This window comes from Kitasatospora sp. NPDC088783 (assembly GCF_044750705.1).
GTDB lineage: Bacteria > Actinomycetota > Actinomycetes > Streptomycetales > Streptomycetaceae > Kitasatospora > Kitasatospora fiedleri.
In genome coordinates this window covers 317538-344374 of sequence record NZ_JBIVKJ010000005.1, presented here as the reverse complement: position 1 = coordinate 344374, position 26837 = coordinate 317538, and the positions used below count along the sequence as shown (strand labels likewise).

The 26837-nt window shown below is 74.7% G+C and carries 22 protein-coding genes; 4 read left to right on the top strand and 18 right to left on the bottom strand.

Annotation, left to right across the window (positions count from 1 at the left end; all coding sequences use genetic code 11):
• The 5 genes from ACIP60_RS17400 to ACIP60_RS17380 form a co-directional block, all read right to left on the bottom strand.
• Window positions 1-255, bottom strand: coding sequence for an acyl carrier protein (locus ACIP60_RS17400; protein ID WP_400684985.1), 255 nt, complete (start codon window positions 253-255; stop codon window positions 1-3).
• Window positions 256-280: 25 nt separating this feature from the next.
• Complete coding sequence (locus ACIP60_RS17395; RefSeq protein ID WP_400684983.1) at window positions 281-1501, bottom strand: beta-ketoacyl synthase N-terminal-like domain-containing protein; 1221 nt, start codon at window positions 1499-1501, stop codon at window positions 281-283.
• Window positions 1498-2763 carry a beta-ketoacyl-[acyl-carrier-protein] synthase family protein gene (locus ACIP60_RS17390; RefSeq protein WP_400684980.1) on the bottom strand — a complete coding sequence of 422 codons (1266 nt, stop codon included), beginning with the start codon at window positions 2761-2763 and terminating at the stop codon, window positions 1498-1500. The genes ACIP60_RS17395 and ACIP60_RS17390 overlap by 4 nt, the downstream gene beginning before the upstream one ends.
• Window positions 2760-3188 carry a cupin domain-containing protein gene (locus ACIP60_RS17385; protein WP_111551611.1) on the bottom strand — a complete coding sequence of 143 codons (429 nt, stop codon included), beginning with the start codon at window positions 3186-3188 and terminating at the stop codon, window positions 2760-2762. Before ACIP60_RS17385 ends, ACIP60_RS17390 begins: the two co-directional genes overlap by 4 nt.
• A gap of 70 nt (window positions 3189-3258) precedes the next feature.
• The gene (locus ACIP60_RS17380; RefSeq protein ID WP_400684977.1) at window positions 3259-4392 is read right to left on the bottom strand and encodes a SchA/CurD-like domain-containing protein; all 1134 of its coding nucleotides are present in this window, start codon (window positions 4390-4392) and stop codon (window positions 3259-3261) included.
• Window positions 4393-4663: 271 nt separating this feature from the next.
• On the opposite strand from ACIP60_RS17380, the gene ACIP60_RS17375 reads away from it, so the two are divergent.
• Window positions 4664-6322, top strand: a complete 1659-nt coding sequence (locus ACIP60_RS17375; RefSeq protein ID WP_400684975.1) for an FAD-dependent oxidoreductase — start codon at window positions 4664-4666, stop codon at window positions 6320-6322.
• 154 nt (window positions 6323-6476) lie between these two features.
• Here the strand turns inward: ACIP60_RS17375 and ACIP60_RS17370 are convergent, their stop codons facing one another.
• The 10 genes from ACIP60_RS17370 to ACIP60_RS17325 all read right to left on the bottom strand — a co-directional run bounded on the left by ACIP60_RS17370 (window position 6477) and on the right by ACIP60_RS17325 (window position 21978).
• Window positions 6477-7907, bottom strand: a complete 1431-nt coding sequence (locus ACIP60_RS17370; protein ID WP_400684973.1) for an MFS transporter — start codon at window positions 7905-7907, stop codon at window positions 6477-6479.
• Between the two features lie 95 nt (window positions 7908-8002).
• Window positions 8003-8482, bottom strand: a complete 480-nt coding sequence (locus ACIP60_RS17365) for a hypothetical protein (RefSeq protein ID WP_400684970.1) — start codon at window positions 8480-8482, stop codon at window positions 8003-8005.
• Window positions 8483-8685: 203 nt separating this feature from the next.
• Window positions 8686-11211 (bottom strand): SpoIIE family protein phosphatase, encoded by a 2526-nt coding sequence (locus ACIP60_RS17360; RefSeq protein WP_400684968.1) that lies wholly within the window; start codon window positions 11209-11211, stop codon window positions 8686-8688.
• A 215-nt stretch (window positions 11212-11426) separates the two neighbouring features.
• Complete coding sequence (locus ACIP60_RS17355) at window positions 11427-12041, bottom strand: TetR/AcrR family transcriptional regulator (RefSeq protein ID WP_100838892.1); 615 nt, start codon at window positions 12039-12041, stop codon at window positions 11427-11429.
• A 121-nt stretch (window positions 12042-12162) separates the two neighbouring features.
• Entirely contained in the window at window positions 12163-13803 is a 1641-nt protein-coding gene (locus ACIP60_RS17350; RefSeq protein WP_400684964.1) for a 4-coumarate--CoA ligase family protein, read from the bottom strand.
• Window positions 13804-14105: 302 nt separating this feature from the next.
• Window positions 14106-14909 (bottom strand): inositol monophosphatase family protein, encoded by an 804-nt coding sequence (locus ACIP60_RS17345; RefSeq protein WP_400684962.1) that lies wholly within the window; start codon window positions 14907-14909, stop codon window positions 14106-14108.
• A 182-nt stretch (window positions 14910-15091) separates the two neighbouring features.
• A complete protein-coding gene (locus tag ACIP60_RS17340; protein WP_400684960.1) occupies window positions 15092-16300 on the bottom strand; it encodes an acyl-CoA dehydrogenase family protein in 1209 nt (402 codons plus the stop codon).
• Window positions 16301-16419: 119 nt separating this feature from the next.
• Complete coding sequence (locus ACIP60_RS17335; RefSeq protein ID WP_400684957.1) at window positions 16420-18360, bottom strand: acetyl/propionyl/methylcrotonyl-CoA carboxylase subunit alpha; 1941 nt, start codon at window positions 18358-18360, stop codon at window positions 16420-16422.
• Between the two features lie 232 nt (window positions 18361-18592).
• Window positions 18593-20191, bottom strand: a complete 1599-nt coding sequence (locus tag ACIP60_RS17330) for an acyl-CoA carboxylase subunit beta (RefSeq protein WP_400684955.1) — start codon at window positions 20189-20191, stop codon at window positions 18593-18595.
• Window positions 20188-21978, bottom strand: a complete 1791-nt coding sequence (locus tag ACIP60_RS17325; protein ID WP_400684953.1) for an acyclic terpene utilization AtuA family protein — start codon at window positions 21976-21978, stop codon at window positions 20188-20190. The genes ACIP60_RS17330 and ACIP60_RS17325 overlap by 4 nt, the downstream gene beginning before the upstream one ends.
• A gap of 243 nt (window positions 21979-22221) precedes the next feature.
• Between ACIP60_RS17325 and ACIP60_RS17320 the strand changes: the two genes are divergently transcribed.
• On the top strand, window positions 22222-22575 hold the full coding sequence (locus ACIP60_RS17320; RefSeq protein WP_400684951.1) for a hypothetical protein: 354 nt from the start codon (window positions 22222-22224) through the stop codon (window positions 22573-22575).
• 53 nt (window positions 22576-22628) lie between these two features.
• Here ACIP60_RS17320 and ACIP60_RS17315 read toward each other — a convergent pair whose 3' ends face one another.
• Together ACIP60_RS17315 and ACIP60_RS17310 are read right to left on the bottom strand one after the other, a co-directional pair.
• Window positions 22629-22823, bottom strand: a complete 195-nt coding sequence (locus ACIP60_RS17315; protein WP_400684949.1) for a hypothetical protein — start codon at window positions 22821-22823, stop codon at window positions 22629-22631.
• Window positions 22824-23261: 438 nt separating this feature from the next.
• A complete protein-coding gene (locus ACIP60_RS17310; protein ID WP_400684946.1) occupies window positions 23262-24266 on the bottom strand; it encodes a phosphatase PAP2 family protein in 1005 nt (334 codons plus the stop codon).
• 151 nt (window positions 24267-24417) lie between these two features.
• On the opposite strand from ACIP60_RS17310, the gene ACIP60_RS17305 reads away from it, so the two are divergent.
• Window positions 24418-25089 (top strand): TetR/AcrR family transcriptional regulator, encoded by a 672-nt coding sequence (locus tag ACIP60_RS17305; protein ID WP_400684944.1) that lies wholly within the window; start codon window positions 24418-24420, stop codon window positions 25087-25089.
• A 141-nt stretch (window positions 25090-25230) separates the two neighbouring features.
• Complete coding sequence (locus ACIP60_RS17300) at window positions 25231-25995, top strand: glucose 1-dehydrogenase (RefSeq protein ID WP_400684942.1); 765 nt, start codon at window positions 25231-25233, stop codon at window positions 25993-25995.
• Window positions 25996-26105: 110 nt separating this feature from the next.
• On the opposite strand, the gene ACIP60_RS17295 is transcribed toward ACIP60_RS17300, so the two are convergent.
• Window positions 26106-26762 carry an MBL fold metallo-hydrolase gene (locus ACIP60_RS17295; protein WP_400684940.1) on the bottom strand — a complete coding sequence of 219 codons (657 nt, stop codon included), beginning with the start codon at window positions 26760-26762 and terminating at the stop codon, window positions 26106-26108.
• Between the last annotated feature and the right edge of the window lie 75 nt (window positions 26763-26837).

The window sequence follows — 26837 nt, the reverse complement described above, 5'->3', positions numbered from 1 at the left end:
TCAGGCACCAGCCTTCACGGTGGAGTTGACGGTCTGCAGGAACTCGGCGACGGGACGGCCGAGCAGGTCGGAGGAGTCGATGGAGACGCCGTAGCGGTTCTCCACGTCGGCGAGGACGCCGAGCACGCCGAGCGAGTCGACACCGAGGTCGAGGAACATGCAGCCGGGGTCGGCGAGTTCGTCGACGGTGACCGACACCCCGGCCCGGGTCTTGATCAGGGTGGCGAGTTCCTCGTAGGTGATCTCGGAGGCCATGTCGTGCTCCTTGCGGTCGGAACGGTCAGGGGTGGCGCAGCACCAGGGCGGTGTTGGAGCCCATCAGGCCGCGGCTGAGCACCAGGGCGGTGCGCAGCTCGGCGGCGCGCGGGTGGCCGATGACCAGGTCGAGGCCGTGCGGGCAGTCCGCGGTGTGCGGGGTGGGCGGGACCAGGCCGTGTTCGAGGGCGAGCACGGCGGCGGCGACGTCCAGGGCGGGGGCTCCGCTGTGGGCGCGGCCGAGTCCGGCCTTGGGGGCGGTGACGGGGACGCGCTCGGCGTGCTCGCCGAGGGCGTCGGCCAGGGCGAGCGCCTCGGCCCGGTCGGCTTCGGGGACGCCGAGGGCGTCGGCGAAGACCACGTCGACCTCGTCCGGGGCGCAGCGCGCCTGGGCGAGGGCGCCGCGGATCGCGTGGGCGAGTCCTTCGCGGCTCTCGCTCCAGCGGGCGGCGCCGGTGAAGGTCGCGGTGTGGCCGGCGATCCGGGCGCGCGGGCGGGTGCCGCGGCGGCGGGCGGTGCGCTCGTCCTCGACGACGAACATCGCGCCGCCCTCGGCGGGGACGAACCCGGCCGCGTCGGAGCCGAACGGGCGGTAGGCGCGTTCGGGGTCCTCGACGGTGGACAGCCCGGGGTAGCCGAGCTGGCAGACCATCGAGTACGGGGCGATGGGTGCTTCAGTGGCGCCGGCCAGCACCGCGTCGGTGCCGCGGGCGACGGCCCGGGCGGCGTGGGCGAGGGCGTCCAGGCCGCCGGCCTCGTCGGAGGCGACCACGCCGCAGGGGCCCTTGAAGCCGCCGCGGATGGAGATCTGGCCGGTGGAGGCGGCGTAGAACCAGGCGATCGACTGGTAGGGGCCGACGTGCTGGGGCCCCTCGGCCCACAGGTGCTGCAGTTCGCGCTGGCCGAACTCGCCGCCTCCGGAGCCGGCCGCGGTGACCACGGCGACGCCGAACGGGTCGTCGGGGTGGTCGGCGAGGTCGGCGTCGGCCGTGGCGAGCTCGGCGGCGGCCATCGCGAAGTGGGTGAAGCGGTCGGTCTGCACCAGGTAGCGGGCCTCGACGTACTCCTCGGCGTCGAAGCCGTGCACCAGGCCGGCCACCTTGAGCGGCAGGTGCGCGCAGCCCTCCCGGTCGATCGGGGCGAGTGCGGAGCGGCCCTCGACCAGGGCCTTCCAGTAGTCGTCGGCGCCGATCCCGTTGGGCGCGACCACGCCGACGCCGGTGATCACCGCGCTTCGTTCGCTCATGCGGCCGCCTCCACCTTGCTCAGCACCACCGCGGACTGGAAGCCGCCGAAGCCGCTGCCCACCGACAGCACGTGGCGCAGCGGCAGTTCGCGGGCGGTGCGGGGGACGTAGTCGAGGTCGCACTCGGGGTCGGGCTCGGTGTAGTTGGCGGTGGGCGGGACGACGCCGTGGTGCAGGGCGAGGGTGCAGGCGACGAGTTCGATGGCGCCGATCGCGCCGAGCGAGTGCCCGACCATCGACTTGATGGAGCTCATCGGGGTGCGCCGGGCGTGCTCGCCGAGCGAGCGCTTGACGGCGGCGGTCTCGTGCCGGTCGTTCTGCTTGGTGCCGGAGCCGTGCGCGTTGACGTAGTCGACGGCCTCGCCGGGGACCCCGGCGTGCGCCAGGGCCCGGTCGATGGCCCGGGACATCTCCAGGCCGTCCTGGGTGAGCCCGGTCATGTGGTAGGCGTTGCCGAAGGTGGCGAAGCCGCCGAGTTCGGCGTAGATCCGGGCGCCGCGCCGCCTGGCGTGCTCCCACTCCTCCAGCACCAGGACGGCGCCGCCCTCGCCGAGCACGAAGCCGTCGCGGCCGGCGTCGAACGGGCGGGAGGCGTGCTCGGGGTCCTCGTTGCGGGCCGAGGTGGCCTTGATCGCGTCGAAGCAGGCGACGGTGATCGGGGAGATCGGCGAGTCGCAGGCCCCGGTGACGATCACGTCGGCGCGGCCCTCCTCGATGGCGAGGGCGGCGTAGCCGACGGCGTCCAGGCCGGAGGTGCAGCCGGTGGAGACGGTCTGCACCGGGCCGTGCGCGCCGATCTGCTCGGCGACCGCGGAGGCCAGGGTGGACGGGGAGAAGGCCCGCTCCAGGTGCGGGGCGGCGGGGGCGTGGTCGACGCCCCAGTGCTCGCCGCGCTCGCTGACCAGCACGTAGTCGCGTTCCAGCCGGGTGGTGCCGCCGACGGCGGTGCCGAGCGAGACGCCGATCCGCCAGGGGTCCTCGCGTTCCGGGTCGAGCCCGGCGTCGGCGACCGCCTCGGCGGCGGCGACCAGCGCGAACTGGACGTACCTGTCGTTGCGGGCGACCTGGTCCCGCGTCAGGCCGTGGGCGGCGGGGTCGAAGTCGCACTCGGCGGCGATCCGGGAGCGGAAGCCCTCCGGGTCGAACAGGGTGATGCCGCGGGTGGCGGTGCGGCCCTCGGTGAGCAGCGACCAGAACCGGGGGACGCCGATGCCGCCGGGGGCGACCACGCCGATCCCGGTCACCGCGACCCGGCGGCTCACGAGGCGGCCTCCGCCGGTTCGGGCGGGCCCGCCTCGGCTGCGTCCTCCTCGGTGTCGACGTGCCCGAGCTCGGGGCGCGGGGCGAGCGGTCCGAGGTGGAAGACCATCCGGGCCTGGGTGCTGCCGACGTTGCGGAAGCGGTGCCGCATCCCGATCGGGATCATCAGCCCCTGGTCGGGCCGCAGCCGCTGGGTGACGTCGTCCAGGTCGACCTCCAGCTCGCCGGAGATCACGAACACGAACTCCTCGGAGTACGGGTGGTAGTGCTCGCCGATCCGGTCCCCCGGTTCGACGATCGCCACCCCCATGAATCCGCTGGTCGCGCCGACCGCCGGCGGGGTGAGCATGGCCCGCAGGTCGCCGCCGCGCTTGCGGTTGGGGGGCGCGTCGTCGACGTGGACGACTCGTGGCGTCTCGGTGGTCACGGTGCTGGTTCCTCTCGTGCGGGGTGTGCGGGGTGTACGGGTCGTACGGGGCGGGCGAGGACCCGCCGGGTCAGTCCTCGGCCGAGGTGCGGTCGGTGACCGGGGTCATCGCGCACTCGGCGAGCAGGTGGCGCAGGCCCTCGCGGGTGTGCTCGACCGGCTCGGTGAGCTTGCCGAGGACGGCGGCGGCCAGCGGGCCGGCCAGGCCGAGGGCGGCGGCCGGGTCGTCGGCGGGGTCGACGAGCAGGTCGACCAGCCGGACCACCAGGTCCTCGTGCCGGTGGACGGTGGCGCGCACCAGCGGGCTGCCGGGGTCGGCGGCGGCGTGCTCGTCCTGCTCGGACAGCAGCTCGACGAGGGCCGCGCCGGCGCCGGGGCGGACGGGGTAGCGGTAGGCGTGCCGCTGCACCGGGCCGCTCTTCAGGCCGGCGTGGTGGTGGATGACGGGCAGCGCGGCGCGCTGGAAGAAGTCGCGGGCGGACAGCGGGTCGTCCAGGTCGCGGTTCTCCTCCAGGTACGGGTTGAGCGCCTCCTCGACGGCCCGCACCTCGGGCTGCCGGGCGACGTGCCGCAGCGCGGTGGGCAGGTCGCCGGCCACCTCGACGCAGCGGACGACCCGGTTGCCGTGCATGAACAGCGAGGTGCGCAGCAGGCGGGTGGTGTCGTCGACCCGGGCCTGCGGGGAGCGGTAGCCGGCCAGCAGTGCGGCGGCCTCGGCCTCGGTGCCGGGCTTGACGGTGAAGCTGAGCGCGTGCCGGACCACGCCGTCCGGGCCGGGCCGCGGCACGCCGGGGACGCCGGGGTGGTGCTCGCCGGGGCGCAGCGGCGGGGCGGGGGTGTCGGTGGCGGTGACGCCGTGGGTCTCGCGCAGCACGGTGTAGCGCAGCGAGCGGGTGTCGCTGACGCAGCCGTGCATGGGCTTGACCATCTCTCGGTGGGCGGGGCTGTCGACCCAGGCGAGGAACGGCTCGGCGCTCTCCCACTCGCTGGTGATCAGCCACCGGGACGGGTCGTCGATGGACTGGCAGAGCTGGTCGCTGACGTGGCCGGGGACGGACGAGACCTGGTAGCGCAGCAGTTCGTAGGCGTCCAGGAAGCGGTCCTGGGCGCCGTCGTGGACGTCCAGCATCAGGACGACGCGGAGCCGGCCCGGGGTGGGCCGGCCGGTGGTGGTGGTCTCCTCGGCTGCGGAGAGCAGGGTCATGGCGGCGGATCCTGTCGTCGGTTCGTGGTTCGTCCGCGCTTCCTCCGCGGTCTGCCCGCGAAGGGCCCTTCGCCGGTTTCACGGACGGGCCTCGGGCGGCCGGGCCGGTCGGCGGAGCGGGCGGCGGTTCGTCCTCGATCGTCAGGGCGGGACGGACGGCCGCGCGAGACTTCACGGCCATCCGGGCGACGCACCCTGCGTGGCCGCCCGCGGCGGGGGATGGATGTCGGGTCTGGCGCTTCCAGCGCCCCGCACGGATGGAGCAGAGCTGATGAACACACAGATGGCCGACCGGGTCCCGGTCCTGATCACGGGCGGTTCGCTGGTCGGACTGTCCGCCTCGCTCTTCCTCGGTCGGCTCGGTGTGCCGCACCTGCTGGTGGAGCGGCACGCCGAGACCTCCCGGCACCCCCGGGGGCGCGGCAACAACCTGCGCACCATGGAGCTGTTCCGGGGTGCCGGCGTCGAGCAGGACGTCCGCGCCGCGGCGTCCGTGCTGGCCGACAACCACGGCATCCTGCAGGCCGAGACGCTCTCCGGCGGGGAGCAGGAGTGGCTGTTCCGGGAGATCGACCCGGGCGGGGGCCTGGCCAGGTTCAGCCCGTCCTCGTGGTGCCTGTGCAGCCAGAACGACCTCGAACCGGTGCTGCTGCGGCACGCCGCCGAGCGCGGCGACGTCCGCTTCAACACCGAGCTGCTCTCCTTCGAGCAGGACGCCGACGGGGTGACGGCCCGGCTGCGGGACCGGGCCGGCGGCGAGGAGCGCGAGGTGCGGGCCGACTACCTGATCGCGGCGGACGGGCCGCGCAGCCCGGTGCGGGAGCAGCTGGGGATCGGGCAGTCCGGGCGCGGCGACCTGTTCCACAACGTCTCGGTGACCTTCCGGGCCAAGCGGCTGGCCGAGGTGGTGGGCGACCGCCTGTTCATCGCCTGCTACCTGACCGACCCGGCCGGCGCGGGCGCGCTGCTGCCCGTCGACAACCGCGAGGAGTGGGTCTTCCACCTGCCCTGGCACCCGGAGCGCGGCGAGGCCGTCGAGGACTTCACCGACGCCAGGTGCGCGGCGCACATCCGGGCCGCGGCCGGGGTGCCCGACCTGGACGTGGAGATCACCGGCCGGGCGCCCTGGCACGCCGCCGAGCGGGTCGCCGACCGGTACCGCGCCGGGCGGGTCTTCCTGTGCGGCGACTCCGCCCACGAGATGCCGCCGACCGGGGCGTTCGGCTCCAACACCGGCATCCAGGACGCCCACAACCTGGCCTGGAAGCTGGCCGCGGTGCTCGACGGCTGGGGCGGGCCGCGCCTGCTGGAGTCGTACGGGGCGGAGCGGCGGCCGGTCGCCGTGCAGACCGCGGCCCGGGCGGCGGCCCGGTCGGTGGAGCACCAGCACCCCGGTTTCGACGCGGCGCCGGTGGGCGGGCCGCGCACCAACGTGCTGGCGGTGGCGCTCGGCTACCGCTACACCGAGGGCGCGCTGGTCGGCGCGGACGCCACCGCCGGGGTGATCCCGGAGCGCTTCGCCGCGACCGGCGAGGTCGGCACCCGGGCCCCGCACCTGTGGCTGCGCGACGCGGACGGCGTCCGGCTGTCCACGCTCGACCTGTTCGGGCGCGAGCCGGTGCTGCTGGCGCCCGTGGCGGGCGGGGCGGGGTGGCCGGAGGCGGCGCGGGCGGTCTCCGAGCAGACCGGGGTGCCGATCCGCTGCCTGCTGGTCGGCGAGGACGGGGACCTGGTGCCCGAGCCCGTGCCCGACCTCCCGGCCGGTCCCCGTCCGGCCGGGCCGAGCGGCTGGCCCGCGGTCTACGGCCTGCGCGAGGGCGGCGCCGTCCTGGTCCGCCCCGACGGCTTCGTCGGCTGGCGGGCCGGCAGTTCGGTCGGCGACCCGGTGGCCGCCCTGCGGGTCGCCGCGCGCGGCGTGGCGGGGCTGTAGCACCGGGAGCGCCGGGAGCACGGGGAACGGCGGGCGCGAACGGCCGGGGTCCACCGGCCGGGAGCGTTCCGCCGTTCCCCGTTCCCACCGCCCTGTCGGTCTACCGTCCTACCTGTCCTACCTGTCCTACCGGCCCCGGCCGCGGACCCGCCGCTCATCCGGCCTTCTCGCGGGGCTTGCGGCCGAAGGGCTCGGTCGCGGCGAGCAGGGCGAGCAGGACGAAGGCGAGGACCACCGCGATGCTGAGCTGGAAGGCGGTGGGGTAGTCGGCGGGGGTGTGCAGGTGGGCGAAGAAGGTGGCGCCGACGGTGGCGATGCCCGCGGCGGAGCCGATCCGCTGGGCGGTCTGCAGGACGCCGCCCGCGGAGCCGGCCCGGGCGACCGGGACCTCGTTGAGGGTGAGTGCCTGGTTCGGGGAGACCACCAGGCCGCTGCCGAGGCCGGCCAGCAGGAGCGGGAGGGCGGTGGCCCAGCCGACCTCGGGGCCGTCGAAGAGGTGCACGGCGAGGGCGGCGAGGGCGAGGCCGACGGCGACGGTGGCCAGGCCGACGGCGATCAGGCGGCGGCCGTGGCGGGTGACCAGGCGTCCGCCGATGGTGGAGGCGACCGCGGAGGCCAGGGCGAAGGGGGTGATGGCGAGGCCCGCCTGCAGGGCGCTGTAGTGGCGGCCGGACTGCAGGTAGAGGGTGAAGACGAAGAAGACCGCGGTGAACCCGGCGAAGTAGAGCAGGGAGACCAGCGCGCCGTAGGTGAAGGAACGGGTGCGGAACAGCTCGGGGTGCACGAGCGGTTCGCGGTGCCGGGCGTAGCGGCGTTCCCAGCCCGCGAAGGCGGCCAGGACCAGGACGGCGGCGGCCAGCAGCAGCCACTTGCCGGTGCCGTGCCACTGGGTCTGGACCAGCGGGAGCAGCAGCAGGACGGTGCCGGCGCCCAGCAGCAGCACGCCGACCGGGTCGAAGTCGCGGCGGGCGCAGGTGTCGGGGGTGGGCGCGGGCAGCAGCCGGCGGGCCAGCGGGAGGGCCACCAGGCCGATCGGGAGGTTGACGTAGAAGACCCAGCGCCAGCCCTCGGCGGTGCCGAACACCGCGATCAGCAGGCCGCCGAGCAGCGGACCGACGGCGGTGGAGAAGCCGATGGTGGTGCCGAGCATGCCGAACGCGCGGGCCCGTTCGCCGCCGCGGAAGAGCTGCTGGATGAAGCCGGAGACCTGCGGGACGAGCAGTCCGCCGGCCATGCCCTGGAGCAGCCGGGCCACCACCAGCCAGGTCTCGTTCTGGGCGGCGCCGGCCAGGGCGCTGGTGGCGGTGAACAGGCCCAGTCCGGTCAGGAAGACCGGGCGGCGGCCGATCGCGTCGCCGAGCCGTCCGGCCGGGACCAGCACGAGTCCGAAGGCCAGCGAGTAGCCGGAGAGCACCCACTGGAGCCCGGCCTCGGACAGGTGCAGTCCGCTGCGCACGGACGGCAGGGCGACGTTGACGATCGACACGTCGAGCAGGGTCATGAACCCGGCGACCAGGCACACCGCGAGGGCCCGCCAGCGGCGCACCTCGGGGGCCGGTGCGGTGGCTGTCGTGGGCTGGGTCATCCGGGTTCCCTTCCGTCCGGCGTCCAGTCTCGGAGGCGACGGCGGCGGCGGGCGGGCGGCGCGCCGGGGAGGGGGGCCGGTCGGCTGACGGCGGGTCAGGGGGCGGGCGGCTGGTCCAGTGCGATCAGGCGGGCGTCGGCGGCGGCGGTCGGGGTGGCGCCGAGGTCGGTGAGGGTGGTGATCACCACGGAGTCGGTGCCGGGCAGCCAGTTGCTGGTCTTGGACTGGACGGTGACGGTCTGGGTCTGCGGGGTGCCGTCGCAGACCACCTGGGTCGGTGCGGTGCGGGTGGAGCCGAAGGCGATGGTGGCGGGGTCCTCGGGGTCGGTCTGCTCGACGGAGGTGTTCAGCGAGCGGGGCTGGTCGGTCGGTGCGCAGGTGTAGGCGAGGGCGACCCGGACCCGGCTGGGGATCTTCGGGTCGATGGCGGCGCCGGTGATCGTGACGGTGGTCGCGGCGGCGGTCGCCGCGGGCGGGTCGGCGGGCGTACCGGTGGGGGTGTCGGCGGCGGCGGCCGGGGCGGCGGCGGCGAGGGCGAGCAGGCCGGCGGCGGCGAGGAGGAGGCGGACGGGCACGGGGGGCCTTTCGGTCGGCGGCGGGGACTGCCTCCGACTGTCCGTCAGTCCCGCCGCCCGGGCGAGCGGTCCTCGTCCGGGCGGGTGGCCGTCACCCGGGCGAGCGGCCGTCGTCCGGATGGGTGGTCGTCGTACGGGCGAGCGGCCGTCCTACGAGGGGGTGACCGTCGTACGAGGGGGTGGCCGTCGTACGGGCGGGCGGGTCAGCCGGCCCGGTACGGGAGTTCGATCTCCGCCCAGACCACCTTGCCGTGCCGGGTGGGGCGGCTGCCCCAGCGGTGCGCGAGTTCGCTGACCAGGTGGATGCCGCGGCCGCCCTCGTCCTCCTCGGCGGAGGTGCGCAGCCGGGGCGGCTGGCCGCCGGCGTCGGAGACCTCCAGGGTGAGGGTGCGGTCGCGGAAGATCCGCAGGCGGCGCGGGGCGTCGGCGTGCAGCAGGGCGTTGGTGACGAGTTCGCTGACCACGAGTTCGGCGTAGTCGGTGAGCCCGGACAGGCCCCAGGCGTCCAGGGTGGCGCGGGTGAAGCGGCGGGCGCGGGCGGGCAGCGGGCCCTCGCTGGGCAGCAGCAGGGTGGCGATCCGGTCGGCGGGGACGGGCAGCACGCGGGCCATGATCATCGCGATGTCGTCCTCGGTGCCGTCGGTGACCAGGGCGGACAGCGCGGCGTCGCAGCTCTCCTCCAGGGTGCGGCCGGGGGCGGCGAGGGTGCGGGCGAGCAGGTCGATGCCCTCGTCGAGGTCGCGGCCGCGGCGTTCGACCAGGCCGTCGGTGTAGAGCGCGAAGGTGGCGCCGGGCGGCAGGGTGAACTCGATCGACTCGAAGGCGCCGCCGCCGACGCCGAGCGGGACGCCCGGCGGCAGGTCGATGACCTGGGCGGTGCCGTCGGGGTCGACCCGGACGGGGGGCAGGTGGCCGGCCGAGCAGATCACCACGCTGCGGTCGACCGGGTCGTAGACGGCGCACACGCAGGTGGCGAACTGGCCCTCGCCGATCGCGGAGGCGGTCTCGTCGAGCCGGCCGAGGACCTGCTCGGGCGGCAGGTCGAGGGTGGCCAGGGTGCGGGCGACGGTGCGCAGCTGGCCCATCGTGGCGGCGGCCCGGATGCCGTGGCCCATCACGTCGCCGACCACCAGGGCGACCCGCCCGCAGGACAGCGGGACGACGTCGAACCAGTCGCCGCCGACCTCGCTGACCACGCTGGAGGGCAGGTAGCGGTGGGCGATCTCCAGGCCGAGGGTGCGGTGGATCTCCTGCGGCAGCAGGCTGCGCTGCAGGGTGAGGGCGGTCTCGCGCTCGCGCCGGTAGAGCCGGGCGTTGTCGATGGCCAGGGCGGTGCGGGCGACCAGCTCCTCGGCGAGCGAGACGTCGGCGGCGCCGAACGGCTCGGGGTTGCGGGTGCGGACGAACTCGGCGCCGCCGAGCACCATGCCGCGGGCGATCAGCGGCACCAGCAGGTACGAGTGGATGCCGGCCGCGATGCCGGGGGCGACCCGGTCGGGGTCGGGGACCAGGCCGCGCAGCACCTCCTCGTCGACGTGCGGCTTGAGCAGCGGGCGGCCGCTGCGCAGGCACTGGGTGTAGACCCGGTTCGGGCCGTACTCGGTGGTGCCCCCGACGGCGTCCGCGGCGCCGGTCAGCCCGGAGCCGTACGCCTCGCCGACCGCGACGGCGCGGACCTGGATGGCCCGCTCGGGCTGGATCGGGGCGGGCTCCTCGCCGCGCAGCACGGGCTCCAGCAGGTCGACGGTGGCGAAGTCGGCGAACTTCGGGATGATCGCCTCGACCATCTCCTCCGCGGTGCGCCTGAGGTCGAGGGTGGTGCCGATCCGGGCGCCGGCCGAGGCGAGCAGGGTCAGCCGCTCCTGGGCGCGGGAGGCGCGGGCCTCGGCCTGGAAGCGCTCGGTGACGTCGATGATCGAGGAGGAGACGCCGAGCACCTTGCCGGTGGAGTCCTCCAGCCGGAAGTAGGACGCCGACCAGGCCCGGTCGCGGCGCGGGTCGCCGGGGACGCGGCCGTACGAGCGGGCGTCGACCACCGGTTTGCCGGTGGTGATCACCTGCCGCATCACGTTCTCGATCTCGGCGGCGTTGATGCCGGGCAGCACGGCGGAGAGCCGGCGGCCGAGGTGCTGCTCGGCGCTGAGGCCGTTGATCCGGGCCAGCGCCGCGTTCAGCCGGACGAAGCGCAGGTCGGTGTCGTAGACGGCCAGGCCGATCGGGGACTGGTCGAAGAAGCCGTCCAGGATCGCCAGGTCGGACTCGACCTCGTGCAGGGCGTGCGTGTCGGAGGCGGTGGCCAGCAGCAGGGTGCTGCCGTCGGGGCCGGCCACCGGGTAGGTGTGGAACTCCAGCTCGACGGTGGAGCCGTCGCGGCGGCGCACCGGGTGGGTGCCGGACCAGCCGCGTCCGGCGACCAGCCGCTCGAACAGCCGCTCGGCGGCGGCCCGCTCCTGCTCGGGCAGCAGCAGCCGGACCGGGTGCGCGCCGATCGCCTCGTCGGCGGGCCAGCCGGTGAGCGCCTCGGCCTCCTGGCTCCAGTGCAGGATCCGGCCGTCCTCCTGGACCAGCGCGGTGGCCAGCGGGACCAGGCGGTGCCCGGCCAGGCGCGCGGAAGCGGCACCTGCCGCGTCGCGGCCGGGCTTCTGTTCGAACCCGTGCGTGCTCAGTTGGCCACCTGCCCGGTACCTTCCCCGGTTCTGCCGGTCGTTCCGGCTTCCACCAGACTGCACGGCTCGCCGCACGCTGGCGACTGGTGGTCGTGCGGGCGGTCGGACCGAAGATGCGAGTGTGCTGGATACGGACCGGTTCGGGCAAGAGTGCTACTCCCAACTGCCGGTCCGCGGTGCGGCGTCGGGCGGGGGGGCGGCGGGCGGGGGCGGCCGGGCGGGCGCTCCGGGTGGGACCTCCGGGCGGGCGGCGGGCCGGAACGGCGGCCCGGGCCGGGTCAGCCGGCGAGTGCGGCGTCCAGCAGGCGGGACCACTGGCGGACCACGCCGGCCCGGCGCGGGCCGTCGTCGGTGAGCAGGTTGGCCAGGCCCAGGCCGCGGGCCAGGTCGAGGGTGGCCTGGACGGTCTCCCGGACGCCGGCGGCGGACTCGTCCGCGCCCAGGCACTCGACGGCGGCCCGGTGCGCCTCCCGGCCGATGTGGTTCTCCAGGCCGGTGATCCGGCTGCGCAGCGGCTCCTCGGTGGCGGCGGCCACCCACAGGTGCAGCGCGGCGCGGAACAGCGGGCCGGTGTAGAGGCTCACGATCATCTCCACCACCGCTTCGGTGCGGGCCGGGCCGGACGGCGGCAGCTGCTCGACCCGGGCCAGGGCGGCGGCCAGCCGCTCGGCGGCGACGTGCTCGACGGCGGCGGTGAACAGGTCCTCGCGGGTGCGGAAGTGGTGCTGGGCGGCGCCGCGGGTGACCCCGGCCCGCTCGGCGACCACCAGCACCGTGGAGCCGTGCCAGCCGACCTCGGCCAGGCACTCCACCGCCGCCTCCAGCAGCCGTCTGCGGGTGGCGCGGCTGCGGTCCTGCCGGGGCGTGCGGGCGGCGGGTGCGCTGGTCGTCATCGGCGGCTCCTGGTCTGCGCGGGCGGGCTCCGGGTGCCGATCCTATGCACCGCCGGTTTCGCGCACCGCCGTTCCCGTGCGCGGTCGTTCCTCCACGTCGCCGCCCCGTGCGCCGCCGTTCCTACGCGCCGCCGTTCCCGGGCGACGCCGCTCCCGCGCCCTGCGCGCCGTCGGCGGGGTGCCGGGCCGGCTGCGCGCCGCGGGCCCGCAGTTCGCGGCGCAGCACCTTGCCGCTGGCGGACTTCGGCACCGCGTCCAGGAACTCCACCTCGCGGACCTTCTTGTACGGGGCGACCCGGCGGGCCACGTACTCGATCACCTCCTGCTCGGCCAGGTCGCAGCCGAACGCGGGCACCACGTACGCCTTGGGGTGCTCGGCGCCGTGGGCGTCGTTGACGCCGATCACCGCGGCGTCGGCGATGCTCGGGTGGGTGAGCAGCACGGCCTCCAGTTCGGCCGGGGCGACCTGGTAGCCCTTGTACTTGATCAGCTCCTTCACCCGGTCGACCACGAACAGGTAGCCGGCGTCGTCGACGTGGCCGACGTCGCCGGTGTGCAGCCAGCCGTCCGGGTCGACGGTCGCGGAGGTCTCGGACTCCTTGCCGAAGTAGCCCCGCATCACCTGCGGGCCGCGGAACAGCAGTTCGCCGTCCTCGCCGGGGCCGAGGTCGTGGTGCGGGGCCGAGAGGGAGCGGATCCGCAGCTCGGTGCCGGGGACCAGGCGGCCGACGGTGCCGACCGGAGGGTTCGGGTCGCCGGGCGGGAGGACGTGGGTGACCGGGGACAGCTCGGTCATGCCGTAGCCCTGCAGCAGGTGCGACAGGCCCAGGCGGCGGGCGCAGGCGGCGGCCAGTTCGGCGTCCAGCGGGGCGGCGGCGCTCAGCACGTAGCGGATCGAGGACAGGTCGAAGCGGTCGACCAGCGGGTGCTTGGCCAGTGCGAGGGCGATCGGCGGGGCCACGTACACCGCCTCGATCCGGTGCTGCTGGATGGCCGTCAGGAACTGCTCCAGCTCGAAGCGGGGCAGCACGACCACGGTGGCGCGGGCCCGCAGCGGGCGGTTGAGCAGGGCGGTCAGGCCGTAGATGTGGAAGAACGGCAACACGGCCAGGGTGCGCTCGCCGGGGCGGGGGCCGAGCAGCGCGTCGACCTGGGCCAGGTTGGTGGACACCGAGCGGTGGGTCAGCATCACGCCCTTGGGCAGGCCGGTCGTCCCGCTGGAGTACGGCAGCACCGCCAGGTCGGTGGCCGGGTCGATCGACGGGGCGGGCTCCGGGGCCGAGCCGGCCGCCAGCTCGGCGAGCGAGCGGTGGCCCTCGGCCTCGTCGCAGACGAAGATCTCGGCGACCGGGTGCTCGGCGGCCGCCTGCCGGGCCACCGGCAGGAACGCGGCGACGGTGATGATCCAGCGGGCACCGGAGTCGCGCAACTGCCCCGCCAGCTCCTCGGCGGTGGCCAGCGCGCTGACCGGGGTCACCGTCGCGCCGGTGCGGGTGGTGCCGTAGAACGCCAGCGGATAGGCGATCGAGTTCGGACTGAACAGCGCCACCACGTCACCCTTGCCGACCCCGGCCTCGGCGAGCCCCGCCGCGACCCGGCGGCTGCCCGTCTCCAGCTCCCGGTAGCTGACGCTGCGCCCGGTCAGGCCGTCTATCAGGGCCGGACGGTCGGCGTGCTCGCCCGTGGCGCAGCCGTCGAGGACGGCGTCGTGGATCGGCAGGTCGAGCGGAGCGACGGACGGGTAGTCGCTGTGGAACACCATGCGGGCCTCCGGGCGGCTCGGCGGGCGCGGGCGCGATCGCGGGGGTGCGGTCGCGAGGTGCAGGTGAGGGGTGCGGGGTGCGGGGTGCGGGTTGGTACTGCCAACGCGATGGCTGCTCACACATGCGATAGGCCGTTACCAATGTGAGGCGCTGTTGAAAGTGTGAGTGGGCATCACGAACACGAGTGCTTACTGCATGAGTAATAAGGCGTAATGATTGAGATATGGTGTTGCGGTCGTGATCGCGGTCGCGGTGCAAGCGTGCCGGGGATGGCTGGCCGCCACCAGGGCGCGTGCCCGGCTTACCGGCGTACGCCGGGGTTCTCCTGTCGGGTGACCAGGTCGAGCAGGCGGGCGTGGGTCTCCTCGTCGGCTGCGGCGATCAGGCCGCCGTCGCCGTGGTGGACCGGTCTGCCGCGCAGGTCGGTGACGGTGCAGCCGGCGGCCTCGCAGAGCGCGATGCCGGCCGCGAAGTGGACGCTGCCCGCCAGTTGCCCGTCCGTCAGGTACGCGGCGCGGCGGCCGGCGGCGACCCAGGCCACCGCGAGGGTGCTGGAGACCACCCGGGGGCGGAAGGCGCGTTCGAAGTCGGCGTCGGTGAGCAGGCGCGCGACGCGCAGCGCGGGGGCGTTCGGGTAGGGCGGGTCGAGGTTGAGGTCGACCAGCCGGGAACCCGCGGACGGTGCCAGCGGGGTGTCCTCCCCGTGGTGGCGGAGGGCGGCGCGGGCGCCGTCGGTCCAGTACGTCTCGCCGGTGTACGGGTCGGCGGTGGCGGCGGCGACCGTCCGGCCGCGTTCCTGGAGTGCGACGTTGACGGCCACCAGGTGGGTGCCCACCGCGAAGTTGAGCGTCCCGCACAGCGGGTCGACCAGCCAGCGGCGGGCGGCGTCGGGCGCGCCGGTGCGGCCGCTCTCCTCCGCCGTGAACGCATCGTCCGGGCGGGCGGCACGGAGGAGGTCGAGGATGGCCCGCTCCGCTTCCACGTCCACCGCGGTCGCGAAGTCGCCGCCGCCCTTGTCCTGCCGTTCGACGCCCTGCCACGCCCGGCTCCGCACCACCTCCGCCCCGAGCTCGGCGGCCTGGCGGGCGAGATCGGCGTCACGCACGGGGATCCTTCCGGTCGGTGGGCGGCTCGGGCCCGGTCGGGGGTCCGTCCGGGCTTCCGGTCCCCGGGCGCGGGGCTGGTGGAAGAGTACGGCGGCGCCCTCCGCGTGGCCGGCGGCGGGTGGTGGTGGCGGGTGGTGGTGGCGGGTGATCGGGGTGGTGCTGCCCGGGCGGGCGGGGCGGGTCAGTAGGAGCGCGGCAGGCCGAGGGTGTGCTGGGCGACGTAGTTGAGGATCATCTCCCGGCTGACCGGGGCGACCCGGCCGACCCGGGTGGCGGTGATGAGGGCGGCCAGGCCGTACTCCTGGGTGAGGCCGTTGCCGCCGAGGGTCTGGACGGCCTGGTCGACGGCGCGGCAGGAGGCTTCGCCGGCTGCGTACTTGGCCATGTTGGCGGCTTCGCCGGCGGCCAGGTCGTGGCCCGCGTCGTACAGCTGGGCGGCCTTGCGGGTCATCAGGCGGGCGAGTTCGACCTCGATGGCGCACTGGGCCAGGGGGTGGGCGATGCCCTGGTGGGCGCCGATGGGGCGGTCCCAGACGGTGCGGGTGCGGGCGTAGGAGACGGCGGTGTCGAGGGCGTGGCGGGCGATGCCGAGGGTGAAGGCGGCCGTCATGATGCGTTCGGGGTTGAGGCCCGCGAAGAGTTGCAGCAGGCCGGAGTCCTGGTCGCCGACCAGGGCGTCGGCGGGCAGCCGGACGTCGTCCAGGAAGACCTGGAACTGCTTCTCCGGGGCGGTGAGTTCCATCGGGATGGGCCGGTACTCGAAGCCGGGGGTGTCGCGCGGGACGACGAACAGGGCGGGCTTGAGCTTGCCGGTGCGGGCGTCCTCGGTGCGGGCGACGAAGAGGACGGCGTCGGCCTGGTCGATGCCGGAGACGAACACCTTGCGGCCGGTGAGCAGCCAGTCGGCACCGTCGCGGCGGGCGACGGTGGAGATGCGGTGCGAGTTGGAACCCGCGTCGGGCTCGGTGATGCCGAAGGCCATGACGGCGGTGCCGTCGGCGAGTCCGGGCAGCCAGCGCTGTTTCTGCGGGTCGGTGCCGAACCGGGCGATGACGGTGCCGCAGATCGCCGGGGAGACGATCAGCATCAGCAGCGGGCAACCTGCCGCGCCCAACTCCTCCAGGACGGTCGCGAGTTCACCGATGCCCGCGCCTCCGCCGCCGTACGCGGCGGGGAGGTTGACCCCGAGGTAGCCCAACTTGGCGGCTTCCGACCAGAGTTCGCGGACAGGCTCTCCGGCGCGGGCCTTTTGCTGGAAGTAGTCGCGGCCGTAGCGGGCGGCGAGGGCGGCAACGGCCGCGCGCAGGTCGCGCTGGTCCTCGGTGTCGGTGAGCGAGGTCGACGGGCTCGGCGGGGTGGGCGGACGCGACGGGGTCAGGGGGGTGGACATGGCGGGGTCCTGTCTGTCGTGGGTGGCGAGGCGGTGGCGGCGGGGCGCGGCGGTGGCGGCGGGCGGGGTCAGTGGTCGGGGCGGGTCAGTGGTCGGGGCGGGTCAGTGGTCGGGGCGGGTCAGTGGTCGGGGCGGACGACGGCGAGGACGGTGCCGGTTTCGACCTGGCGGCCGAGGGTGGCGGGGAGGTCGGTGAGGGTGCCGTCCGCGGGGGCGGTGACCCGGTGCTCCATCTTCATCGCCTCGATGCTGAGCAGGACTTGGCCGGTGGTGACGCGTTCGCCGGGCCGGGCGTCGATCCGGACGACGGTGCCGGGCATCGGGGCGAGCAGGGTGCCGGGGGCGAGCGGGGCGGTGGGGGCGGGGTGGCGGTCGACGGCGGTCAGGGTGTGGTGCTCGGTGGGCGCGTCGACGAAGACCTGGTCGCCGTACCGGGCGATCCGGTAGCGGCGGCGCAGCGGTCCGATCACCAGGTCGACGGATTCGGGTGTGCTGTGCAGGAGTTGGACGTCGGGGTGGTCGTCGGCGCGCAGTCCGTCGCGGGTGAGGCGGTAGTGGACGTCGTACTCGGTGCCGTCGGCGGCGCGGTAGCGCTTGGTCTGCGGTTGGGAGGGCAGGTTGCGCCAGCCGGAGGGGAGTTCGCGCAGGGGGCCGCGGCGGTCGGCGGCGTCGGCGAGGGCGGCGGCGAGCGCGGCCAGGGGGGTGGATTTGTCGTCGGGGGCGGTGAGTTCGGCGTGGTGGTCGGCGAGCAGGGCGGTGTGGACGCGGCCGGCCAGGAAGTCGGGGTGGCGCAGGGCGCGGGCCAGCAGGTCGCGGTTGGTGGTGGGGCCGTGCAGGCGGGCGCGGGCGAGGGCATCGGCGAGGCGGCGGGCGGCGGCGGTGCGGGTGGGGGCCCAGGCGACGGCCTTGGCGAGCATCGGGTCGTAGTGGACGGTGACCTGGTCACCGGCCCCGGCCCCCGCGTCCAGGCGCAGCCCGGCCGGGCTCGGGAGGGTGGCGAACTCGACGTCCGTGCCGGGGAGTTCGAGGAGGTGCAGCGGTCCGGTGGCGGGCTGCCAGTCGCGGGCCGGGTCCTCGGCGTACAGGCGGGCCTCGATCGCGCAGCCGCGGACGGGGGGCGGGTCGGCGGGGAGCTGTTCGCCTTCGGCGACGGCGAGTTGGAGGGCGACCAGGTCGAGTCCGGTGACGCACTCGGTGACGGGGTGTTCGACCTGGAGGCGGGTGTTCATCTCCAGGAAGGCGAGGCGCCCGTCGGGGGCGAGCAGGAACTCGGCGGTGCCGGCGCCCTGGTAGCCGACGGCGCGGGCGGCGGCGACGGCGGCGGCGTGCAGGCGGGCCCGCAACTCGGGGGCGAGGCCGGGGGCCGGGGCCTCCTCGATCACCTTCTGGTGCCGCCGCTGGAGCGAGCAGTCGCGGTCGCCGACCGCCCACACGGTGCCGTGGGCGTCGGCGAGCAGCTGGACCTCCAGGTGCCGGCCGGCGGGCAGGTAGGGCTCGCAGAACACCTCGTCGTCGCCGAACGCGGCGGCGGCCTCGGCCCGGGCGGCAGCCAGTGCGTCGGGGAGTTCGGCGAGGGTGCGCACCACCCGCATGCCGCGTCCGCCGCCGCCCGCCGCGGCCTTGACCAGCAACGGCAGGTCGGCCTCGGTGGGGTGGGGGCCGACCTCCAGGACGGGGACGCCCGCGGCGGCCATCAACCGCTTGGCGGCGGTCTTGGAGCCCATCGCGGCGATGGCGGCGGGCGGCGGGCCGATCCAGCGCAGCCCGGCGTCCAGCACGGCCTGCGCGAAGTCGGCGCTCTCGGAGAGGAACCCGTACCCGGGGTGCACGGCGTCGGCCCCCGCGTCGAGGGCGGCCCGGACCAGCAGGTCGGCGCGCAGGTAGGTGTCGGCGGGCGCGGCGCCGGGCAGCCGGACGGCGGTGTCGGCCTCCCGGACGTGCCGGGCACCGGCGTCCGGGTCGGCGTACACGGCGACGGTGGCGATGCCGAGGGTGCGGCAGGTGCGGAAGACCCGGCGGGCGATCTCGCCTCGGTTGGCCACCAGCAGGGAGGTGATCATCCGTCAGTTCGCTTTCTCGCGGGAGGAGCGGGGCGGGGGCGGAGAGGTCGTGGGGCGGGACGGTGAGAGGTACTCGCGGTTGCAGGCCGGTGCAGCGGTGAGAGGGTGTCACGGTTGCGAGACGGTGCAATCGCGAGAGGGTGTCACGGTTGCGAGTAGGTGCAGCAGCGAGATGCCCTTGCGGTGGTGATGGGGTGTAACGGTTGCAGGACGCTGCAACTGTGATGGGGTGTCACATTCGGAAAACGCCATAACCCTTGGTGCCCGCGATCGGTCCGCTGTGGATGGCGGACAGGCAGAGGCCGAGAATGGTGCGGGTGTCGCGCGGGTCGATCACTCCGTCGTCGTAGAGGCGGCCGGAGAGGAAGACCGGGAGGGACTCGGCCTCGATCTGCTGCTCGACGGCGGCGCGGATCGCGGCGTCGGCCTCCTCGTCGTAGGGCTGGCCCTTGGCGGCGGCGGACTGGCGGGCGACCAGGGAGAGGACGCCGGCGAGTTGCTGGGGGCCCATCACCGCGGATTTGGCGCTCGGCCAGGTGAACAGGAAGCGGGGGTCGTAGGCCCGGCCGCACATGCCGTAGTGGCCGGCGCCGTAGGAGGCGCCCATCAGGACGGAGAGGTGCGGGACGGTGCTGTTCGCCACCGCGTTGATCATCATCGCGCCGTGCTTGATGATGCCGCCCTGCTCGTACTCCCGGCCGACCATGTAGCCGGTGGTGTTGTGCAGGAAGACCAGCGGGCGGTCCAGCTGGTTGGCGAGTTGGATGAACTGGGCGGCCTTCTGGGACTCCTGGCTGAACAGCACGCCCTGGGCGTTGGCCAGGATGCCGACGGGGTACCCGAGCAGGGTGGCCCAGCCGGTGGCGAGGCTGGTGCCGTAGCGGGGCTTGAACTCGTCGAAGTCGGAGGCGTCGACGATCCGGGCGATCACCTCGCGGGGGTCGAAGGGCGCCTTGAGGTCGCCGGGGACGATGCCGAGCAGTTCGTCCTCCGGGTGCTTGGGCGGCTCGGGGCGACGCGCCGGTTCGGGGCCGGACTTGCGCCAGTGCAGGCGGTGGACGACCCGGCGGGCCAGGCGCAGGGCGTCGGGTTCGTCGAGGGCGAGGTGGTCGGCGAGGCCGGAGGTGCGGGCGTGCATCTCGGCGCCGCCGAGCGACTCGTCGTCGGACTCCTCGCCGGTGGCCATCTTCACCAGCGGCGGGCCGCCGAGGAACACCTTGGCCCGCTCCTTGACCATGATGACGTGGTCGGACATCCCCGGCACGTACGCGCCGCCCGCCGTGGAGTTGCCGAACACCACGGCCACGGTGGGGATGCCCGCCGCCGACAGCCTGGTCAGGTCGCGGAACAGCGCGCCGCCCGGGATGAATATCTCCTTCTGGCTGGGGAGGTCGGCGCCGCCGGACTCGACCAGGTTGATCAGCGGGAGCCGGTTGTGCAGCGCGATCTCGTTGGCCCGCAGGGCCTTGCGCAGCGTCCACGGGTTGGACGAACCGCCGCGCACGGTGGGGTCGTTGGCGGTGATCACGCACTCGGTGCCGGCCACCGTGCCGATGCCGGTGACCAGTGCCGCGCCGACCTGGTACGGGCTGCCCCAGGCGGCGAGCGGGGAGAGTTCGAGGAACGGCGAGTCCGGGTCGAGCAGCAGCTCGATCCGTTCGCGGGCCGCGAGTTTGCCCCGACCGCGGTGCCGTTCCAGGTACTTGGGTCCGCCGCCGGCCAGTGCCTTGGCGTGTTCGGCGTCCAGGTCGGCGAGTCTGGCGAGCATCGCGTCGCGGTTGGCCGCGTACTCGGGCGCGTCCGGGTCGAGCCGGGTGGGCAGGACGGTCACAGCGGGGCCTCCGGGGGCTCGGGCCGGACGGGCGGGAGAAGGGGTTCCGGGATGTCGAGGTGGCGGGAGCGCAGCCACTCCCCCAGCGCCTTCGCCTGGGGGTCGAACCTGGCCTGGGCGGCGACGCCTTCGCCGAGCAGGCCGCGGAGGGTGAAGTTGACCGCCCGGAGGTTCGGGAACAGGTGGCGCTCGATCTCCAGTTCGGCGGTCTCCGGGAGGAGTTCGCGCAGTCTGGCGACGGTGAGGGTGTGGGCGAGCCAGGGCCATCCGGCTTCGTCGCGGGCCCAGAGGCCGAGGTTGGCGTCGCCGCCCTTGTCGCCGCTGCGGGCTCCGGCGACCAGGCCGAGCGGGGCGCGGCGGGTCGGGCCGGGGGGCGGGGGTAGCGGCAACCACACGGGCGGGAGCGGGGGTTGGCGGATGGTGGTGGCCGTCGGGGGCGGGATGGAGATACGTCGGCCGGTGGCCGGGCGATCGACGGGCAGGCCGGCGGCGGCCAGGTGGCCAGCAGGCAGGTGGGCGGTGTGGTCGACCGCCTTCTGGTCCAACTCCCTCGCCTCGAACACCCCGTAGGGGCTGGGGCGGCCGGGCGGGGCAGTGAGGTGGAAGCCCGGGTAGCCGGCCAGGCCGAGTTCGACGGCGGCGGCGGTGAGGGCGCGTCCGACCCTGCGCTCCTCCGGGTCGCGGGCGGTGAGCCGGAGCAGGGTGCTGGCGCGTTCCTCGGTGTCGGCGTCCGGGTGCTGGGTGCGGGTCTCGGTCCAGCGCAGTTCGACCGGCGGGTCGGCGGCCAGCGCCCGGCTCAACTGCCGTTGCACCAGGACGGATTTGGCGTCGGCGTCCAGGCCGGTGAGGACGAACGCCAGCTCGTTGCGGTACCCGCCGAGCCGGTTCAGCCCGACCTTGAGGGTGGCGGGCGGGGCCTCGCCGCGCACGCCGTCGATCCGGACCCGGTCGGCGCCCTGCGCGGTGAGCGTCACGGTGTCCAGCCGGGCCGTGACGTCCGGCCCGAGGTAGCGCGGTCCGCCCGTCTCGTACAGGAGTTGGGCGGTGACGGTCTCCACGGTCACCGCGCCGCCGGTGCCCGGGTGCTTGGTGATCACGCTGCTGCCGTCGGCGTGCAGTTCGGCGATCGGGAAGCCCGGGTGGTCGACGTCGTGCTCGGTGAAGAACGCGTAGTTCCCGCCGGTCGCCTGCGCCCCGCACTCCAGGACGTGGCCCGCCACCACCGCTCCTGCCAGCGCGTCCAGGTCGTCCGGCGTCCACCCGTGGTGGGCGATGCCCGGCCCGACCACCAGTGCGGCGTCCGTCACCCGGCCGGTCACCACCACGTCCGCGCCCGCGCGCAGGCACGCGGCGATCCCGAACGCCCCCAGGTAGGCGTTCGCGGCCAGCAGCGGACGGTGCGCGTCCCACTCCTCCGTCCAGCCGAACTCGTCGGCCCTGGGGAGGAGTTCGTCGCCGGTGACGTGGCCGATCCGGGCTCGGAGGCCCTGCCGGGCGGCGAGTTCGCCGAGCGCCTCGGCCAGCCGGGCCGGGTTGAGGCCGCCCGCGTTCACCACGATCCGCACCCCGCGGTCGAGCGCCTCGGCGAGGCACTCCTCGGCCTGCCGCAGGAACGTCCGCGCGTACCCCAGCGACGGGTCGCGCAGCCGGTCCCGGGCCAGGATCAGCATGGTCAGCTCGGCCAGGTAGTCCCCTGTCAGCACGTCCAGCGGTCCGCCGGTCAGCATCTCGCGGAACGCGCCGAACCTGTCCCCGTAGAACCCCGAAGCATTGCCGATCCGCAGCACGAAACCTCCCCAACTCCGCCGCGCCCGGCTGCCGTTGACGGCGGTTTCCGGGAACGGAGCGCGTCCGGTCGGGACCGAGCGTGGCAGCATCCCGAAGACAAATCAAGCACGCGTGCTTGTTTTTGGTCGGCGGAGGACGAGCGGACCAGGGGTGGGGGCGCGGGGCAGGACGGGTCGGGGTGGCGCGCGTTCCCGTGGTCCCCGGTGGGGCCGCTGTCGGCGAGGTGCGGCATGCTTCACGCGATGACCGAGCGCGGACTGTCGATGCGCGACCCGGGGCCGGCCGCCCCGGGCCGGCTGGTGGCGAACACGCAGCGGGGCGAATCCCACCTGGTCGTCGAACGGTTCGGCGCGGACGAGCCGGCGGGCGACTGGTACGTGCAGGTCCGTCTCCGGGAGAACGGCGGCTACCAGTTGGAGTACCGCGACGGCGTCCCCGCCGAGCACTACCGGACCCTGACGCCCTCCCTCGCCGAGGTGGTGAACGCGCTGGTCGGCTGGTCGCGTGGGCAGCCGGAGGGGCGGTCGGGGTTCGACTGGACCGGCATCGGCCACTGGTGCACGGACACCGGTGACCGAATCGCGGACGGCGGCTGAGTACCGTCGCTGCGGTCGAGCCACGTTCGCGCGCGTGCGGGGGTGGCGGGGTTTCAGAGCATCCAGAGGCCGAAGCCCGCGACCAGGATGCCGGCGGCGATCAGCAGGGGGCCGAGCAGGTGGTCGCGGGGGCGGTCGGTGCCCGGGCGGATGCGGATGGTGGAGGCCAGGCCCGCACCGGAGAGCAGGACGCCGAGCGGCGTCAGGACCGCCCACAGGACGGGGGCGGCGAGGTGGCCGGAGATCATCGGCCGGTCGGCCCGCCGGCGGGTCGGGGGCGCGCGCCGGGCGCTGACGGGGCGTGGGGTGCGGCCATGGCGGGTCCTCCTGCGGTGTTCCGCACGACGCTACCCGGGGGCGCAACAAGACTCCGCCACGGATTGGCAAAGCCTTCCCCGCTCCCACCGGATCGCCTCGGGGCCACCACCTCTGACGGGACGTCAGGTTCACCCGGGCGGCCCATCAGCGCGAACGCGGAACAGTTCGATTCACAGGGAACGCCCAGCGAGTTCCCGGCATCCGCTCAGCCGCCTCCGGAGGGTCTCGCCGGCACCTCCCCGGGCGCGACGGCGGACGGCGGCGGCGGGCGGGGGACGTGGAAGGGCCCCGGTCCGGCACCACCTTGCCGGGCCGGGGCCACCTTGCGGGGCCGGGGCCGGGGCCCGCGGGAGCGGGGAGGAGCGGCCTCAGCCGACCGGGACGGTCGGGGCCGGTTCGACGGCGGGGGCGGCCGCCGCCTCCCGCACCGCCCGGGCCGCCGCGCGGCGGGCGATGAAGCGGTTGACCAGGGTGACCATCGCCCAGGCGTAGGCCCAGCCGACCAGGATGTCGATGATGAAGTGCTCGGCGCCGTAGACCAGCGTGAAGGCCATCGCCAGCGGGTACGCGGCGAGCAGGACGCGGAGGGTGCGGCCGGCCTTCGGCCAGAACACCAGGGCGATCATCATCGGGTAGGCGGCGTGCAGCGAGGGCATCGCGGCGACGTCGTTGGCGAACTTGCTGCCGTTCTCGAAGACGGTGCCGGCCCGGTGCAGGCCGCTGCTGTCGAGGACGGTGGAGACGACCCGGCTGACGGCCGGCATGTGGCCCTCCAGCGCGGTCAGCCACGGCGGGTCGGCCGGGTAGAGCACGTAGGTGACGAAGCCGATCGCGGTGATCGCCAGGTAGCAGCCGAGGAAGTGCCGGAACCGCGCGCGGTTGCGCTTCCACAGCACGGCGAGGATCACGAACACCGCGAAGAAGTGCGACATGTAGACGGTGACGGCCGCGTAGTCGTACCACTGCGGCCGGCCGGGGTGGTACAGCCAGTCCTGGAGCCGGACGGTCCAGGTCTCGCCGAAGCCGAGCACCTTGTCGAAGGCGAGCTGCGGGGCGTAGTGCGGCTTCCAGGGGGTGTGCGAGCCGTAGCCCCGGAGCAGCGAGTACGTCCAGACCACGGCCATCACCGGGACCCAGTCGCGCAGGACGTACAGCCACCCCTTTCGACCGCCGCTGTGCACGGACGCCGCGATCAGGGCGGCGATCAGCCAGAGGAAGACCACGTCGTTGGCGTACGGCAGGCCGTAGACGACCAGGTAGCGCCAGAACGCCACGGCGAACAGCGGCCAGGCGAGGTGGCGGAGTCTGAGCCGGGACAGGAGGTGGAGCGCCAGGGAGCGTGACCGGGCTGCCAGGTGGGACGAGTCGATCATGCGTCACGAAGCTAGCAACTGCGGCTTGGAGATTCCTCCTGCCGCGCGCCGGGGTTCCCAGCGAGTTCCCAGGCGGCACACGGACGGGTCGAGGGCTCCGCCAACTGCCCTAATGTTCGACATTAATAATGTCGAGTATTAATGTGGTGGCATGACGAGGAAGGCGACGGGCGCCGGGAGCGGCCCCGAACCGGTCGATGACGACCGCGGCGGCGACGGCGGTTCCACCCGGGCGCGACTGATCCGTTCCGCCGAGCGCGCGTTCGCGGCGCGGGGCGTGCACGGGGCGCAGCTGCGCGAGGTGGTGCGGGGGGCCGGGCAGGCGAACCCGTCCGCGGTGCAGTACCACTTCGGTTCGCGCGAGGGGCTGCTGGACGCGGTGATGGCCGAGCGGCAGCGGCGCACCGAGCGGGCGCTCGCCGAGCGGCTGCCGCGGCCCGAGGGGTGCGGGCTGGGCGAGCTGCTCGGGGCGCTGGTGGACGCGGAGTCCACCGAGCTGCGCACCGAGCGCGGCCGGGACTGCCTGCGGATCTCCACCCAGGTCAGCCACCGCAGCGGCATCCGGGAGCGGCGTCCGCACGCCGGGCTCGCGGGCACCCTGTACTGGCGGCTGATCCTCGCGCTGGAGGAGCCGCTGGTCGCGCTGGCGCCCGAGCCCGTCCGGCTGGAGCGGATCGACCTGGCGCTGACCCTGATCGGGGCCGCGCTCGCCGAGCGCGCCCGGCAGCTGGCCGAGGGCGAGCCCACCCTGAGCGAGGACCGCGCGTACCTGGCCGACCTCGTCTCCGTCTGCACCGGCCTGCTGACCGCGCCGGTGCCCTGACCTCCGCCGCCGGGTACCGGGCGTCGGGCGGCGAGCGCCGGGCGCCGGGCGCCGGATGTCGGATGTCGGCGGAGGACGTACCACTGGAACGAGCGCCCGCGGGGCGTCTGCCCCGCGGAGCGAGTGAGCGAGGAGCAAGTCATGAACGAGCTGTCCGGCAAGACCGTCGTCATCACCGGCGGGGCCCGGGGCCTGGGCGCGGAGACCGCCAAGCAGGCGGTCGAGGCGGGGGCGAACGTGCTGATCACCGACGTCCTGGACGCGGACGGCGAGGCCACCGCCGCGGCGCTGGGCGAGCGGGTCCGCTACCGCCACCACGACGTCACCTCGGAGCAGGACTGGGCGGACGTGGTCGCGTACGCGCGGGCCGAGTTCGGGGCGGTGCACGGGCTGGTGAACAACGCGGGCATCTCCACCGGGAGCTTCCTGGCCGAGGAATCGGTGGAGCACTTCCGCAAGGTCCTGGACGTCAACCTGACCGGCGTGTTCATCGGCATGAAGGCGGTCATCCCGGCGCTGCGGGAGGCCGGGGGCGGTTCGGTGGTGAACATCTCCTCGGCGGCCGGCCTGATGGGCCTGGCGCTGACGGCCGGCTACGGCGCGTCCAAGTGGGGCGTCCGCGGGCTGACCAAGATCGGCGCGGTGGAGCTGGGCGTGGACCGGATCCGGGTGAACTCCGTCCACCCGGGCATGACCTACACCCCGATGACGGCGTCCACCGGCATCCGGCGCGGTGAGGGCAACTACCCCAACACCCCGATGGGCCGGGTCGGCGAGGCGCCCGAGATCGCCTCGGCCACCGTCTTCCTGCTCTCCGACGCGGCCTCCTACATCACGGGCGCCGAGCTCGCGGTGGACGGCGGCTGGACCACCGGCCCGACCGTCCGCTACGTGATGGGCCAGTGATCGAGTGATCGAGTGATCGAGCGGTCGAGCGGTCGAGCGGTCGACGGGCCGGTGATCGGGAGCCGGCGACCGGGGGCCGGTGATCGACGGCCGGTGATCGACGGCCGGTGTCAGTCCAGGACGGCGGACTCCCCCAGCGCGATCCGGGCGTAGCGGGTGGCCGCCTCCCCGCCGAGCCAGCCGTCGAAGTTCTCGGCGCCGATCGCGCTCAGGTTGGCGTCGTGGATCGGGAAGGTGCGCTCCGGGCGGATGGCGCGCACCATTTCGATCGCCTCCCGCAGGCTCAGCCACGGGCCGGACGCGGGGAGCAGCAGGGCGCGGACGTCCTCCCCCGGGCCGTGCGGGACGTGCAGGGCGTCGCCGGGGTGGTAGACGCCCTCGACCAGGTAGCCGAGGTTCGCGCAGTCCGGGTACTCGTCGATGACCTGCGCGTGCCGTCCGCCGACCGCGCGCACCGCGAAGCCGCCCGCCTCGAAGCCCTCCCCCGCCCGGACGGCGGTGGGCGGGAGGCCGGCGAGGGCGGGGTGCCCGGCGAGTTCGGCCGCGAGCTCCGGGTGGGTGTAGACCTCCAGGCCCGGGTCGGCGGCGCGGGCGGCGGCGAGCAGGCCCTCGTCGAGGTGGTCGGCGTGCGCGTGCGTGTAGAGCACCGCCCGGACGCCCTGGAACGCCTCCGGCTCCATCCAGCAGCCCGGATCGATCAGGACGGAGCGCTCCCCGTCGGGTGAGTCGATCCGGACGCAGGCGTGGGCGTACTTCGTCAGGCGCATCGGATCAACCTAGCCCGGGTCTCCGGTGGTCCGCATCCCGTTTTCCGCAGGGTGGTTGACGTGGCGTCAGCCACT

Excerpts from the sequence above, each read along its gene's own strand:
- ACIP60_RS17350 (WP_400684964.1), bottom strand. The coding sequence starts at position 13,803 with ATGGTGTTCCACAGCGACTACCCGTCCGTCGCTCCGCTCGACCTGCCG.
- ACIP60_RS17370 (WP_400684973.1), bottom strand. The coding sequence starts at position 7,907 with ATGACCCAGCCCACGACAGCCACCGCACCGGCCCCCGAGGTGCGCCGC.
- ACIP60_RS17335 (WP_400684957.1), bottom strand. The coding sequence starts at position 18,360 with ATGATCACCTCCCTGCTGGTGGCCAACCGAGGCGAGATCGCCCGCCGG.
- ACIP60_RS17395 (WP_400684983.1), bottom strand. The coding sequence starts at position 1,501 with ATGAGCGAACGAAGCGCGGTGATCACCGGCGTCGGCGTGGTCGCGCCC.
- ACIP60_RS17355 (WP_100838892.1), bottom strand. The coding sequence starts at position 12,041 with ATGACGACCAGCGCACCCGCCGCCCGCACGCCCCGGCAGGACCGCAGC.
- ACIP60_RS17315 (WP_400684949.1), bottom strand. The coding sequence starts at position 22,823 with ATGATCTCCGGCCACCTCGCCGCCCCCGTCCTGTGGGCGGTCCTGACG.
- ACIP60_RS17300 (WP_400684942.1), top strand. The coding sequence starts at position 25,231 with ATGAACGAGCTGTCCGGCAAGACCGTCGTCATCACCGGCGGGGCCCGG.
- ACIP60_RS17380 (WP_400684977.1), bottom strand. The coding sequence starts at position 4,392 with ATGACCCTGCTCTCCGCAGCCGAGGAGACCACCACCACCGGCCGGCCC.
- ACIP60_RS17340 (WP_400684960.1), bottom strand. The coding sequence starts at position 16,300 with ATGTCCACCCCCCTGACCCCGTCGCGTCCGCCCACCCCGCCGAGCCCG.
- ACIP60_RS17295 (WP_400684940.1), bottom strand. The coding sequence starts at position 26,762 with ATGCGCCTGACGAAGTACGCCCACGCCTGCGTCCGGATCGACTCACCC.
- ACIP60_RS17375 (WP_400684975.1), top strand. The coding sequence starts at position 4,664 with ATGAACACACAGATGGCCGACCGGGTCCCGGTCCTGATCACGGGCGGT.
- ACIP60_RS17305 (WP_400684944.1), top strand. The coding sequence starts at position 24,418 with ATGACGAGGAAGGCGACGGGCGCCGGGAGCGGCCCCGAACCGGTCGAT.
- ACIP60_RS17310 (WP_400684946.1), bottom strand. The coding sequence starts at position 24,266 with ATGATCGACTCGTCCCACCTGGCAGCCCGGTCACGCTCCCTGGCGCTC.
- ACIP60_RS17320 (WP_400684951.1), top strand. The coding sequence starts at position 22,222 with ATGACCGAGCGCGGACTGTCGATGCGCGACCCGGGGCCGGCCGCCCCG.
- ACIP60_RS17400 (WP_400684985.1), bottom strand. The coding sequence starts at position 255 with ATGGCCTCCGAGATCACCTACGAGGAACTCGCCACCCTGATCAAGACC.